Raw genomic sequence first — 12764 nt, forward strand, 5'->3', positions numbered from 1 at the left:
GCTCGGACACCTGGCTCTTCGAGATGCCGGTCATGCCCATCGCCTGCACCAGTTCGTCGACCTTGCGGGTCGAGACCCCATTGATCCAGGCTTCCTGCACCACGGCGGCGAGCGCCTGTTCGGCTAAGCGTCTGGGTTCGAGAAAGGACGGGAAGTAAGTGCCGCTGCGCAGCTTCGGCACTTGCAGTTCGAGCGTGCCGAGTCGGCTGTGAAGGATGCGGTCACGGTAGCCATTGCGATAGGCCTGGCGCTCCCCGTTGCGCTCGTGCAAGTCAGCCCCGATCTGGTTGGTGACCTCGCACTCCATCAGGTCAGCGAGCACCGACTCCACCAGTGCGCGTAGGAAATCACCTCCACCTTGTTGCTTCAACCGCTCCACAAATGCCATGCTGTCGTTGGCCATCGAGTTCTCCATTGGGTAAGTCTGATTCTTCGCAAAATCGACCTTACCGGAGTTCTTCGATGGCCTTCTACCATCGGCCTGCATTTACACCACTTCCGTGGACTCTATCATGAATTTAGCGTTGCATGCCTGCCTTGCAGCGAGTGAAGGCCTATTGACAGATAGCGGCTAGGTGGGTGAGCAGGTCACTGTGCAGGTTGCCAGGCGCAGCGAACTGCACACATTCAAAGTCATGCCTCAGCATTGGATCGTTGAGCGTCGTTTTGCCTGGTTAGAGAAAAGCAGAAGGCTGTGGAAAAACTGTGAGCGCAGACTCACTACCAGCTTGCAGCTTCGTCCATCTGGCCTTTTTGGCTCTGCTGCTCAGGATGTCGTGAACAGGTTCTAACAGGTCAGTTCAGGTTGCCGACACTTGAGTGCTAATTAGCAATATCGACTCGCCGGCGTGCAGCAGCACCTCCATCCCCGGTGCGAACTCCACTTCGCCAGGGGAGTGCTCCAGTGCAACCACCATGGCCTTGCCGGCAAAAGAGTCCTGCAGGAAACGTGCCAGTGATTGGCCCTCCCAGCGTTCGTCCAGCACATGTATCTGAGCACGGAACTGGTTGGGATAGCGGTGATGCAGATGCTCGAAGAAATGGTGGGTTTCCGGGTGGGCGACGATATTGGCCATATTCATGCCGCCCAGATGGGAGGGGATGACCACATTGTCTGCTCCCACGGCTTTAAGTTTTTTCCGCGAACTTTCGTTTTCCGCCTTGGCTACCACCATCACTGCTGCGTTCAAACTCTTGGCGGTCACGACAACGAAAGCATTGTCGGCGTCTGAACTCAGACAGGAAATCAGTGCCTGGGCGCGGGCGATGCCGGCGGCGGTCAGGTTCTCATCCTCTGTGGCATCACCGACGATGTAGGGAATGCCGCGTTCCTGCAGCAGTGCCACATTGGCCTCGCTCTTTTCGATCACCACTACCTGATGGTGTGCGCTGAGCAATTCTTCCAGTGCATAGCGGCCGGTGCGGCTCAGGCCGCAGATAATGGTGTGCTGGCTCATCTGTGCGATCAGTTTTTCCATTTTTCTTCGTCTCAGATAAAGCGGCAGATCACCCTGAAATAGCATCAGGGTCAGAGAAGAAATGCCATAGCCGACCACGCCGGTGCCGAACACGATCAGCGCGATGGTGAAATAACGGCCCGCCAGCGATAGCTTGTGGGTTTCGCCATAGCCGATGGTGGCCAGGGTGATCACCGTCATGAACAGGCTATCGGAAAACGACCACCCCTCGACCATCATGTAGCCTGAGGTGCCGAACAGCAGGGCGGCGAGCACCAAACCGGACAGAAAGATCAGCTTACGCGGGAAACTATGGCGCATAAACGGGTGGAGATAGCTGGACAAACTGCCATTATAGTCCGCCGGACATAGCCGGCATGATGCCTGTTTGGCGCTTTGTTGCAGAGATCCTTATGAATCGGTGCAATGACGATCGTTGGTTAACCTGAGACATTCGCATCCCACTTCGGCACGCGGGTCGGGGCGGGATCAGGGGGCACAATAAGGGCGCACGACCGACGCATACTGCGCCGGCTGCTCCGCTTGTCCCGGGCATCCCTTCTGTACCCAGATCGTCGTCCGTAAACTACTCGCCAGACCGGCTCAACGTGCCAGCCGAATGCCACTGAACTGCCAGCGTGCCGACGGCGGGAAGAAATTGCGGTAGCTCGCGCGGATGTGGTCGCTGGGTGTTGCACAGGAGCCGCCGCGCAACACCATCTGGTTGATCATGAACTTGCCGTTGTACTCGCCGACTGCACCGTCCGCAGGCCGGTAGCCGGGGTAGGGCAGGTAGGCGCTCTGCGTCCATTCCCACACATCCCCAAGCCAGTGCACCGGCTTGCCCGTCGTTGTCGGGCCAGGGTGATACGCGCCGGCGTCGGCGAAGCGGCCGGGAGCCGGGGCTGCTTCGGCCGGCCAGCGTTGCGCGGCACACTCCCACTCCTGTTCGGTGGGCAGACGTGCACCGGCCCAGCGTGCATAGGCTTCCGCTTCGTAGTAGCTGACATGGCAGACCGGCTCGTTGAGCCGCAGTGGCTGTTGGCCGTGTAGCGTGAATACCGTCCAGCGATCGGCATCGGTGAACTGCCAGTACAGTGGCGCGAACCATCCCTCGCGCTGGCAGGTATCCCAGCCGTCCGACAGCCACAGTTCGGGGCGGTCGTAGCCGCCATCGGCGATGAAGGCCAGATAGTCGCGGTTGCTGACCGGCCGACAGGCGAGCTCGAACGGTTCGAGGAACACTCGATGGCGTGGGGTCTCGTTGTCGAACGCGAAGCCCTCCCCATCGTGGCCGATCTCCACCAGACCGCCCTCGAAAGCTTGATAGCGTAGCGGCACCGGATCGGCTGGCTCCAAGGGCTCGGGCGGGCGGTACGCCGGCCGCAAGGGGTTGCGCCAGAAGTGATGCTTGAGGTCGGTCAGGACCAATTCCTGATGCTGCTGCTCGTGATGGATGCCCAGCTCGATCAGGTCGAGCAACGAGTGTGGTAGCGGCGTGTCCGCCAGCAGCGCCGCCATTTGTGCGTCCACCGCCCGACGGTAGGCGAGTACCTCGTCGAGCGAGGGGCGGGACAACAGGCCACGCTCGGGGCGCGGGTGGCGTTCGCCGACGCCGACGTAATACGAGTTGAACAGCACCTTGAAGGCCGGGTTGAACGGCGCGGGCGGCGGCTCGCGTTGAGCGAGGACGAAGGTCTCGAAGAACCAGGTCACGTGGGCGAGATGCCATTTGACCGGGCTGGCATCCGGCATCGACTGCAGCATGCAGTCCTCGGCGCTGAGTCCCTCGGCCAACGCCAGGCTCTGTCGGCGCGTGCGGGTGAAGGCGGCCTGCAGCGCTGCTTGGCGCGGTTCCATCAGTCGCCCCCCGCTTCGGCGACGAACACGCCGAACCAGCCGCGCTCGTCTGTCCAGTAGTGCATGTTGCCGTAGCCGGCCTCGGCGAGCAGCGCGCAAAACCGCTCGGGGGTGTACTTGTACGAGTATTCGGTGACGATGGTTTCACCGGCCTCGAAGCGGCGGCGGTGCTCGCCGATCCGCACGTCGTGGCCTTGGCTTGCTGCCAGGTGCATTTCGATGCGGCTTTCAGTCGCGTTGAAGAACGCCCGGTGGTCGAAGCGATGCGGCTCGAAGTCGGCGTCCAGCAGCCGGTTGGCGACCCGTAGCACATTGCGGTTGAACGCGGCGGTGACACCGAGCGCGTCGTCGTAGGCGGCCTCGACCGTGGCAGTGTCTTTGACGAGGTCCACGCCGATCAACAGGCGGCCGTCACCGTCCAGATGGCTGCGGATCGATCGCAGCAGCGACAACGCATCTTCGGGAGTGAAATTGCCTATCGACGAGCCGGGGTAGAAGAAGATCGGCGGTGCATCCGGACAGTCGTTCAGCACCGGGTGCAGGTGGAAGGGGCGGGTGAAGTCGGTCACCACGCCCAGGCAGTCGACGCCGGGAAATTGCTGTTCGGTGACGGCCAGTGTTGTCTTGAGCCAGTCGGCGGCGAAGTCCACGCCGATATAGCGGCGCACCCTGGCTGGCCCGAGCCAGTCGCGCGCCTTGGCGCCGTCGCCGCATCCCAAGTCTATCCATTGCCCATCGGGCGGGAGTTGCGCCGCGATGGGCCGGCGACATCGCTCGTATATCTGGATTTCAGTGCGGGTCGGGTAGTATTCGCTGAGCGCGCAGATCGCGCCGTACAGGGCGCAGCCTTGCTCATCGTAGAAGAATTTCGGAGCGATGCGGGCGGGGCGGCTGAGGAGTCCGTCCCTGAGCTCGGCGAGCTGCGCGCCGTGATCGTCGACGGCGTCGATGATCAGCCGCGGCGCCCGTATTGTCTCGGCATCACGTTCACACTCGGGTTTATTCGAGTTCATGGATAGCGCCCCCGGTTTATCGCCATCGTTGCGCCCGCCGAGTGTGGCAGGCCGCACATCCCTGACACAGCACTACCTGGCGATACGCCGAATGTCGTCGCTTCGGCAGAGTGCCAAGCCTGCTGCAGGATAGTGGACTGAAGTCTAGATGCCCCCCTTGCCGGTGTCGACCCGGGATGGGCTGTGCGGAACGGGGCTCAGATCACCGGTCGGCACTGCCACTTCGCCAGATCCTCCGGGATGCCCAGCTCGTGCGGGTTGCCGAACGACGGCCAGTCAGAGTGGCCGTTGGCCAGTGCTTCGGCCGCGGCTTCCGGGGTCGGGTAGGCGCCCAGCGCCTCGCCCTCGTGCATGATGTGATACCGCTCGTCGAGACGAATGATGGTGAAGGGGCCGTATTGGGTGTCGTAGATCCAGCATTTCATGGTCGCGCCTCCTTGAAAACCTGTTCATGACCTTTTGCCGGGCCTGACCGTGGGGCCGGCCGTAGCCGGAAAGAGGATTGCGAATAGGTTCCTACGTGAATGGTAGCCGATGGCAGCGGGCGAGCTGCGCAGCACTAAATGGTGCCGTAGCGCGATGCTTTAAGGCGATCACGCCGAAGCACTCGACAACTCTGGGTTGGGGCGTTCCTCAAATGGTCCCCACGGGCTCATGGTGTTTCGACATTTCGGACCGTATCACCGCAGTGCGCCTCAGTTGCTGCGGGCGTCGGTGCGACGTCGTGCGGTGCGCTACCGGCGGGGACGGCGAACGTGTCGAACGACGGGGGCTGCGCCTGCGCCGAAGCAAGGGCGAGCAGAGCACCCACCAGGGCCGACACGAGCCCGGACTTGAGCGTCCTGCCCACCGCGGGACACACCTTTCCCTCGCGATCTCCAGCATGTCCGGCTCTTGCTCCAGGGGGGCAAACCGCGCCGACGGCGTCATTCCTCGATATAGCGTTGGCGGCCTTAGCGGTGTGCGACGCTGAACGCGTAGATCCTGCCATCGCCCGCCACGTAAAGCCGGCCATGAGCCGCCAGAAGGGTCACGAAGTGCCGCAGTTTCGGGATGCGGTCGTTCGGCCCGCCGCCGGTGAACACGGCCTGACCATTGTCGCCGCGGAACCCATGCAGACGGTTGTCGCCTTCCGCGCCGACGACCCAGACAATGCGATCCGCGCTACCGTCGCTGGTCGTGGTGATCGGGCTGCCGGCGCCATCCAGCGCCGCACACCAAGCAGTACTCAGGCCGCCGCGTGACGCCGCGCTGATCCGCAGCACGATCAGACCGTCCTCGCTCCGGCTGGCCGGGCACGCGGCGCCGGCCCCCGGAAATGCGACAAAAACGCCGCCTGGTCCAGGGTAGGACGCCGGGCCGGTGCGGATAGGCCCTCGCGACACTTTCTGCATGTCCAGTGCAGCGCCGATGCCGCCCAGATTGTCGCGGTCCAGCAGATAGGCCTTACCATCCTTGCCCAACTGCAAGATCAGTCGACGCCCGTGCAGATCGATCGGCATCGGGTTGGCGCCGCCGAGGTCGAGGTCCTCCTCGTCCAACTCATGCCAGTTGGCGGGAGCAAACGCGTCGCGAGAACTGGCGGACCGGTGCAGGTTGGGCGCCAGACGCATGACGGCCTCGCCGTCGCTCCATACGTGCTCACCCTCGGTGTTGCCGGTAGCGACGAAAAGAGCGCCGTCGGCTGCGGCGATGCCTCCCGGCGCCCAAATACCACCCTTGAGGCCGCGCGTCCGCCACGCGCCAAACACGCCGGGACGGTTGAGCGCGAGGCCGACCACCCAGCCTTGATAGTTGCCGCAGTCGCCGTAATGGCCGCCGTACGGCACGAACAAGTGGCCTTCGAGGAGCAATAGTGCGCCCCGCTGGTTCTGCAAACGCGAAGTGAACGACACGCCCTGTGATCGTAGTGCCTCGGCAATGTCGACAGGCCAGCCGGGAAGCACCGAGCCGTCGCGCAGCGACAGTGCGTACACCATGTGCTTCGGCCCATTCTGCCGGTCCACCATCGCGTTAAGGTACAGTGTCCCTGTCCTGGGCTCGATCACAGGCGTTCCCGTAATGCCCAGCGGATCGATGTTGCCGCACGGCAGTGCACTACGCGGCGCCGGCGTGCCGAGCACGACGCGCCAAACGATGGCGCCGGTGGCGCTATCGAGCGCATAGACGACGTTCGATTCGGTCGCGACAATCAGCAATGCGTGGGCGGCGCCGGGAGGGTGCCAGTAGAGCGGCTGGGCGTAGATATGGCCCTCGACTCGGCCGTCGAAGGAGGCCTCGCGCTGTAGGTGCGACGCGCTCTGCCAAGTCAGGCCGGGCACAACATACTGTCCGCTTCGATCGTCGGTATGGTGATAGCCGGGAACAACGTCGACGCCCTGCGCCCATGCCGTGCCGGCACAAGCGCACGCGACCAGTCCCAGCACGATGAAAATGTGCATGATAAGGGCGTGATCAAGAGGTTGCAGCCGTTACGAGGGTTGAAGTATAGGAAGTTTTTCCCTTTACGGGCTTCACCCGCCTTTACCGCATGACAGCCACACGTACCGCGGCTTTTTGCCGAAAAACGAATGACTCCCTCTCTGCAATCATGCAGTGCTCAGGGGCACAGACGGGGCGACCGTATTCCAGTGACGAGGCGAGGTTCGCATTTGTTCCGCGGCAGCCGCCACCTTGAACATGGAGTACTGCGAGGAGGGAGGGGGACCAGTTGGTCGCCGGAAGTGGACGCACATGAAGCGATGCGGTAGAGGACCATATCGGCCGAGCAGCAGTTCTCCGAGGCTGTATCGCCGAACGGCCGCTCCTGGCTGATTCCGCTCGGCCAGCCCATCCGACCCCTCTGGCCGTCACCGGTCCTGAAGCGCAAATCCGGCCAAACGTCATCGGCACGGCTAGTCCGCTTTACCGGTCTTCGCATTCCTTGGTCACGAACCCACCAAAAAATGCAGGCCGGGCCATGCAAGCATGCCCGGCCTGAGCCTCGAAGCAGGAAAGACGACGCGGAAGAACTAGCCTGACAGCGCTGCCGGCGACGTCGCGCCCAGCCCCAGCCGTTGGCACAGCGCCTCCACCGCACCGGCCTGGTTCAGACTAAAGAAATGCAGCCCCGGCACACCCTCGGCGATCAGCCGCTCGCACAGCTGCGTGGTGACGTCGAGGCCGAATGCTCTGACCGCCGCGGTGTCGTCGCCGAGGCTTGCGAGCTTGCGGGCCATCCAGCGCGGCAGCTCGATGCCGCGCGTTTCGGCCAGACGAGCCGTGCCGGTGTAGCGGGTCAGCGGCAGGACGCCCGGAATCAACGGCAGCCGGATGCCATTCTTGCTGCACGCATCGCGCAGGTGCAGGAAGGCGTCGGCATTGAAGAAATACTGGGTGACGGCGACGCTGGCGCCAGCGTCTTGCTTTGCCTTCAGTGCGGCAAGGTCCGCCGCCGGGCTGCGGGCCTGCGGGTGGCCCTCGGGGTACGCGGCGACCGCGATCTCAAGCTCGCTGCCGGCTTCGTCGCGGATGAAGCGGACCAGATCGCTCGCGTAGGTGAAGTCGCCACGCCCGCCCATGCCGGATGGTGCATCGCCGCGCAGCGCGAACAGCCGCGTGAGGCCCAGCTCGCGGTAGCGGGCGAGCAGCGCGTGCACCTCGTCGCGGCTTGCTCCGATCGCTGACAGGTGCGGTGCGACTGACACGCCAGTATGGTGCAGCTGCTCGACCAGTTCGACGGTGCGCTCGCGGGTGCTGCCGCCGGCGCCGTAGGTGACCGAGAAGTACTCCGGGCCGAGCGCCATCAGCCGCGGCAGTGATGCCGCCAGCTGTACAGCGGCCTGCTGATGGGCCGGAGGGTAGAGCTCGATGCTGAACGGGATCGTCATAGGGTTACTCCTATTTCCTTAGCGGAACACCACGGTGCGGTCGCCGTTCGGGAACACGCGCCGCTCGGTGTGGTATTTGACGGCCCGCGCCAGCGCCAGGCATTCCATGTCGCGGCCGGTCGCTTGCAGCTGTTCGGGCTTGTGCGTGTGGTCGACCCGCTCGACCACCTGTTCGATGATCGGGCCCTCGTCCAGATCGTCGGTCACGTAATGCGCGGTGGCGCCGATCAGCTTCACGCCGCGCGCGTAGGCCTGGTGGTACGGTTTGGCGCCCTTGAAGCCGGGCAGGAAGGAATGGTGGATGTTGATCGCGCGGCCGGACAGTTGCGCGGCGGTCTGGTTCGACAGGATCTGCATATAGCGCGCGAGAATCACGAGCTCGCTCCCTGTCGATTCGACGAGCTCGAGCAGTTTCGCCTCCTGTGCGGCTTTGGTGTCGGCGCTGATCGGCAAGTGGTGGTAGGGCAGGCCGTACGAGCGCGCGATCGGTTCCAGGTCCGGGTGGTTCGACATGATGCCGGCGATATCAAGCGCCAGCTCGCCGAGCTTCCAGCGGTACAACAGGTCGTTCAGGCAGTGGTCGAGCTTCGACACCAGGATCAGCGTGCGGGTGCGGGCGGCGGCGTCGTTGAGCTGCCACTGCATTGTGAAGCGCTCGGCGATCGGCGCGAACTCGGCGCGCAGCCGCGGCAGCAGCGCCGCGTCGGTATTGCCGGTGTGGAACACGCAGCGGATGAAGAAGCGCTGGCTCAGCTCGTCGTCGAACACCGACAGCTCGTCGATATAGCCGCCGCGCGCATCGAGAAAGCCGGACACCGCGGCGACCTGGCCGGCGGCGCTCGGGCAGGACAGCGTGAGGATGAAGCGTGGCTGGGCTTGGATCATCGAAGTCTCCTGACAGGGCCGGTCTGACCGGCCTTGTGGTTTGTCTGTTAGAACCTGCTCACGATCTGCGGCACTCGGGTGATCCTGCGTTGAAATGCCACTCAAAATGCTCATGGACTCCATGTCCATTCCGCTTTTTCGCGTCATTTCGCCTTGGCTGACCCTTCGTTCGCGAGACCGTGAACAGGTTCTTAGGCGACCAACTCACCTTTGGCCTGCAGATCCGCGTGATAGCTCGATCGCACCATCGGCCCGGCGGCGACCTGGGAAAATCCCATCTCCAGCGCCGTCTGGCGCAGCGAGGCGAACTCGGCCGGCGTGACGAAGCGCTTCACCGGCAGGTGATGGTGCGACGGCTGCAGGTACTGGCCGATGGTCAGCATGTCGACCTTGTGCGCGCGCAGGTCGCGCATCACCTCGACGATCTCGTCGAGCGTTTCGCCGAGGCCGACCATCAGCCCGGACTTGGTGGGCACGTCGGGGCAGGTGTCCTTGAACGCGGCCAACAGTGCGAGCGAGTGCGCGTAGTCGGCGCCTGGCCGTGCCTCGCGGTAGAGGCGCGGCACCGTCTCGAGGTTGTGGTTGAACACGTCGGGCGGCGTGTCGGCCAACGTCGTCAGCGCCGCCTCCATCCTGCCGCGGAAGTCCGGCACCAGCGTTTCGACGCGGATCGCTGGGTTGAGTCGTCGCGTCTCGGTGATGCAGGCGGCGAAGTGCGCCGCGCCGCCGTCGCGCAGGTCGTCGCGGTCGACCGAAGTGATCACCACGTACTTCAGTTCCATTGCGGCGATCGTTTCTGCCAATCGTTGCGGCTCGTTCGCGTCGAGCGGGTTCGGCCGGCCGTGGCCGACGTCGCAGAACGGACAGCGGCGTGTGCAGATGTCGCCCATGATCATGAAGGTCGCGGTGCCGTGGCTGAAGCACTCGCCGAGGTTCGGGCAGCTCGCTTCCTCGCAGACGGTGACGAGCTGGTGCTCGCGCAGCGTCTTCTTAAGCTGTAGCACCTCCTTGCTGCCCGGAAACGCCGCGCGAATCCACTCCGGCTTGCGCAGCATCTCGCTCTTTTCGGTCGGCGCGATCTTCACCGGGATGCGCGCCATCTTCTCGGCGGCCGACAGCTTGGTGCCGGCCTCGAGCTTTGCGGGTCTGACGTCGGTCATCGCCTCAGCCCCGGTAGTAGCGTTGAGGCACGAACGGGGTCTTGGCGACCTCGATCACGACCGGCTTGCCGCGCACGATGGCGTAGAGCGCGGTGCCGACCGCTGCGTGCGCGCTCGCCACATAGCCCATGCCGACCGGGCCGCCGAAGCTAGGGCCGAAGCCGCCGCTGCTAACCTTGCCGATCACGGTGCCGTCGGCGTCGGTGATCTCGGCGCCTTCGCGCACCGGCACCTTGTCCTTAACAATAAAACCGATGCGCTTCTTTGCGACGCCGTCGGCGATCTGGCGCGCGACGACGTCGGCGCCCGGGTAACCGCCGGCGCGCTCGCCGCCGGGGCGGCGGTTCTTCGAGATTGCCCACAGCAGGCTGCCCTCGATCGGTGTGGTACCGGTGTCGATGTCGTGGCCGTACAGGCAGAGGCCGGCTTCCAGACGCAGCGAGTCGCGCGCACCGAGGCCGATCGCTTCGACTTCCGGCTCGGCAAGCAGCCGTTCGGCCAAGCTGGCAGCCTGTGCGGCCGGCACCGAGATCTCGTAGCCGTCTTCACCGGTGTAGCCGGAGCGGCTGACATAACAGGCGATGCCGTCAATTTCGAGCTGTGCGTTCTGCATGAAGGTCAGCTCGGCTGCGGCCGGCGCGAGGCGCGCCAGCACTGTCGCGGCGGCCGGACCCTGCAGAGCGAGCAGGGCGCGGTCGGTCAGCTCGACCACTTCGCAGTGTGCGGACAGGTGGCGGCGCATGTGCGCGATGTCCTGCTCCTTGCACGCGGCGTTGACGACGACGTAGAGCTCGTCGTTGCCGAAGTTCGACACCATCAGGTCGTCGAGGATGCCGCCGTCGTCGGCGGTGAACAGCGCATAGCGCTGCATGCCTACCGGCAGGTCCTGGATGTCGACCGGCACCAGGGTCTCGAGCGCCGCGGCGGCGCCCTTGCCGATCAGCTTCACCTGGCCCATGTGCGACACGTCGAACAGGCCGGCCTGCGCGCGGGTGTGCTGGTGTTCCTTCAGCACGCCGAGCGGGTACTGCACCGGCATTTCGTAGCCGGCGAACGGGACCATCTTGGCGCCCAGTTTGATGTGCAGGTCGTAGAGCGGGGTGCGATTGAGCGGTGCGTTCATTGTGTTGTCCTCAGCATTCGATCACGTTGACGGCCAGGCCGCCGCGTGAGGTTTCCTTGTATTTGGTCTTCATGTCGGCGCCGGTGTCGCGCATGGTGCGGATCACCTTGTCGAGCGAGATGAAGTGGCTGCCGTCGCCCTTTAGTGCCATGCGTGCGGCGTTCACTGCCTTCACCGATGCCATCGCGTTGCGCTCGATGCAGGGCACCTGCACCAAGCCGCCTACCGGGTCGCAGGTCAGGCCCAGGTTGTGCTCCATGCCGATTTCGGCAGCGTTCTCCACTTGGCGTACGTTGCCGCCGAGCACTTCGGCCAAGGCGCCTGCCGCCATCGAGCAGGCGACACCGACCTCGCCCTGGCAGCCGACCTCGGCGCCGGAGATCGAGGCGTTCTCCTTGTAGAGGATGCCGATCGCGGCGGCGGTGAGCAGGAAGCGCACCACGCCGTCGTCGCTGGCGGTCGGCACGAAGCGGGTGTAGTAGTGCAGCACCGCAGGGATGATGCCGGCCGCGCCGTTGGTGGGCGCGGTGACCACACGGCCACCGGTGGCATTCTCCTCGTTGACCGCCAGCGCGTAGAAGCTGATCCAGTCGAGGATGGTCAGCGGGTCGCGTAGACTCGCCTCGGGCTGGCTGGCCAGCTTGCGATACAGCTCGGCCGCGCGGCGCTTCACCTTCAGCCCGCCGGGCATGATGCCCTCGCGTTCCGAGCCGCGGCGCACGCAGGCCTGCATTACGTCCCAGATTGCGAGCAGCCCCGCGCGGATCTCGGCCTCGGTGCGCCACGCTTTTTCGTTCTCCAGCATCAGCTGGCTGATCGAGAGGTTGTGCGCCTCGCACAGTACCAGTAGTTCCTTGGCACTCTTGAACGGGTAGGGCAGCGCCGTTGCGTCGGCCACGATGCGGTCGGCGCCGGCCGCCTCCTCGTTGACGACGAAACCGCCGCCGACCGAATAATAGACCTTGCTCGCCAGCGTTTCGCCGTCCTGGCCGATCGCTGTGAAGCGCATGCCGTTGGGGTGGTAGGGCAGCGTCTCGCGGCGGTAGAGCACCAGGTGCTCCTTCTCGCGAAACGCGATGCGCTGCTGGCCGAGCAGCGAGAGCTCGCCGGCCGCGCGGATCGCCGCGACGCGGGGCTCGACGCTGTCGGTATCGACGGTGTCGGGCTCCTCACCCTCCAGGCCCAACAGCACCGCCACGTCCGAGCCGTGGCCGCGCCCGGTCGCGCCGAGCGAGCCGAACAGCTCGGACTTCACCGCTGCGGTTTTCTCGAGCAGACCGTGTTCGGCCAACCCTCGGGCGAAGCGCGCGGCGGCGCGCATCGGCCCGACGGTGTGCGAGCTGGACGGCCCGATCCCGATCTTGAACAAATCAAATACGCTGATCGCCATGATGCGC

11 protein-coding genes and 1 pseudogene are annotated in these 12764 nt (G+C 64.6%); 1 reads left to right on the forward strand and 11 read right to left on the reverse strand.

What is annotated here, in order from left to right:
* Positions 1-403: transposase (locus QU481_RS19355; RefSeq protein WP_289831636.1), on the reverse strand; the 403-nt coding region annotated here is incomplete at its 3' end.
* Between the two features lie 172 nt (positions 404-575).
* Here QU481_RS19355 and QU481_RS19360 point away from each other — a divergent pair.
* A pseudogene (locus QU481_RS19360) lies at positions 576-780 on the forward strand (transposase); the annotation flags it as partial.
* 20 nt (positions 781-800) lie between these two features.
* Here the strand turns inward: QU481_RS19360 and QU481_RS19365 are convergent.
* From QU481_RS19365 to QU481_RS19410, 10 genes are all read right to left on the reverse strand, one after another.
* Positions 801-1733: a potassium channel family protein gene (locus tag QU481_RS19365; protein WP_289831637.1), complete on the reverse strand. Its 933-nt coding sequence runs from the start codon at positions 1731-1733 to the stop codon at positions 801-803.
* A gap of 327 nt (positions 1734-2060) precedes the next feature.
* A complete protein-coding gene (egtB, locus tag QU481_RS19370) occupies positions 2061-3317 on the reverse strand; it encodes an ergothioneine biosynthesis protein EgtB (protein WP_289831638.1) in 1257 nt (418 codons plus the stop codon).
* Positions 3317-4330: an L-histidine N(alpha)-methyltransferase gene (gene egtD / locus QU481_RS19375; RefSeq protein WP_289831639.1), complete on the reverse strand. Its 1014-nt coding sequence runs from the start codon at positions 4328-4330 to the stop codon at positions 3317-3319. The genes egtB and egtD overlap by 1 nt, the downstream gene beginning before the upstream one ends.
* A 197-nt stretch (positions 4331-4527) precedes the next feature.
* A complete protein-coding gene (locus QU481_RS19380) occupies positions 4528-4755 on the reverse strand; it encodes a hypothetical protein (RefSeq protein WP_289831640.1) in 228 nt (75 codons plus the stop codon).
* 528 nt (positions 4756-5283) lie between these two features.
* Entirely contained in the window at positions 5284-6771 is a 1488-nt protein-coding gene (locus QU481_RS19385; RefSeq protein ID WP_289831641.1) for a PQQ-binding-like beta-propeller repeat protein, read from the reverse strand.
* Between the two features lie 570 nt (positions 6772-7341).
* On the reverse strand, positions 7342-8199 hold the full coding sequence (locus tag QU481_RS19390) for a methylenetetrahydrofolate reductase (protein WP_289831642.1): 858 nt from the start codon (positions 8197-8199) through the stop codon (positions 7342-7344).
* 18 nt (positions 8200-8217) lie between these two features.
* Positions 8218-9084, reverse strand: coding sequence for a formyltetrahydrofolate deformylase (gene purU / locus QU481_RS19395; protein ID WP_289831643.1), 867 nt, complete (start codon positions 9082-9084; stop codon positions 8218-8220).
* A 191-nt stretch (positions 9085-9275) separates the two neighbouring features.
* Complete coding sequence (gene lipA / locus QU481_RS19400) at positions 9276-10244, reverse strand: lipoyl synthase (RefSeq protein ID WP_289831644.1); 969 nt, start codon at positions 10242-10244, stop codon at positions 9276-9278.
* 4 nt (positions 10245-10248) lie between these two features.
* The gene (gcvT, locus tag QU481_RS19405; protein ID WP_289831645.1) at positions 10249-11367 is read right to left on the reverse strand and encodes a glycine cleavage system aminomethyltransferase GcvT; all 1119 of its coding nucleotides are present in this window, start codon (positions 11365-11367) and stop codon (positions 10249-10251) included.
* Positions 11368-11377: 10 nt separating this feature from the next.
* Positions 11378-12757 carry an L-serine ammonia-lyase gene (locus QU481_RS19410; protein WP_289831646.1) on the reverse strand — a complete coding sequence of 460 codons (1380 nt, stop codon included), beginning with the start codon at positions 12755-12757 and terminating at the stop codon, positions 11378-11380.
* Between the last annotated feature and the right edge of the window lie 7 nt (positions 12758-12764).

It is taken from the genome of Crenobacter oryzisoli, assembly GCF_030385785.1.
Taxonomy (GTDB): Bacteria; Pseudomonadota; Gammaproteobacteria; order Burkholderiales; family Chromobacteriaceae; genus Crenobacter_A; species Crenobacter_A oryzisoli.

What these genes read in the sequence shown, in the direction of transcription:
- QU481_RS19390 (WP_289831642.1), bottom strand. Translation starts at nt 8,199, where the DNA reads ATGACGATCCCGTTCAGCATCGAGCTCTACCCTCCGGCCCATCAGCAG.
- egtB (WP_289831638.1), bottom strand. Translation starts at nt 3,317, where the DNA reads ATGGAACCGCGCCAAGCAGCGCTGCAGGCCGCCTTCACCCGCACGCGC.
- egtD (WP_289831639.1), bottom strand. Translation starts at nt 4,330, where the DNA reads ATGAACTCGAATAAACCCGAGTGTGAACGTGATGCCGAGACAATACGG.
- purU (WP_289831643.1), bottom strand. Translation starts at nt 9,084, where the DNA reads ATGATCCAAGCCCAGCCACGCTTCATCCTCACGCTGTCCTGCCCGAGC.
- QU481_RS19385 (WP_289831641.1), bottom strand. Translation starts at nt 6,771, where the DNA reads ATGCACATTTTCATCGTGCTGGGACTGGTCGCGTGCGCTTGTGCCGGC.
- QU481_RS19410 (WP_289831646.1), bottom strand. Translation starts at nt 12,757, where the DNA reads ATGGCGATCAGCGTATTTGATTTGTTCAAGATCGGGATCGGGCCGTCC.
- QU481_RS19380 (WP_289831640.1), bottom strand. Translation starts at nt 4,755, where the DNA reads ATGAAATGCTGGATCTACGACACCCAATACGGCCCCTTCACCATCATT.
- gcvT (WP_289831645.1), bottom strand. Translation starts at nt 11,367, where the DNA reads ATGAACGCACCGCTCAATCGCACCCCGCTCTACGACCTGCACATCAAA.
- lipA (WP_289831644.1), bottom strand. Translation starts at nt 10,244, where the DNA reads ATGACCGACGTCAGACCCGCAAAGCTCGAGGCCGGCACCAAGCTGTCG.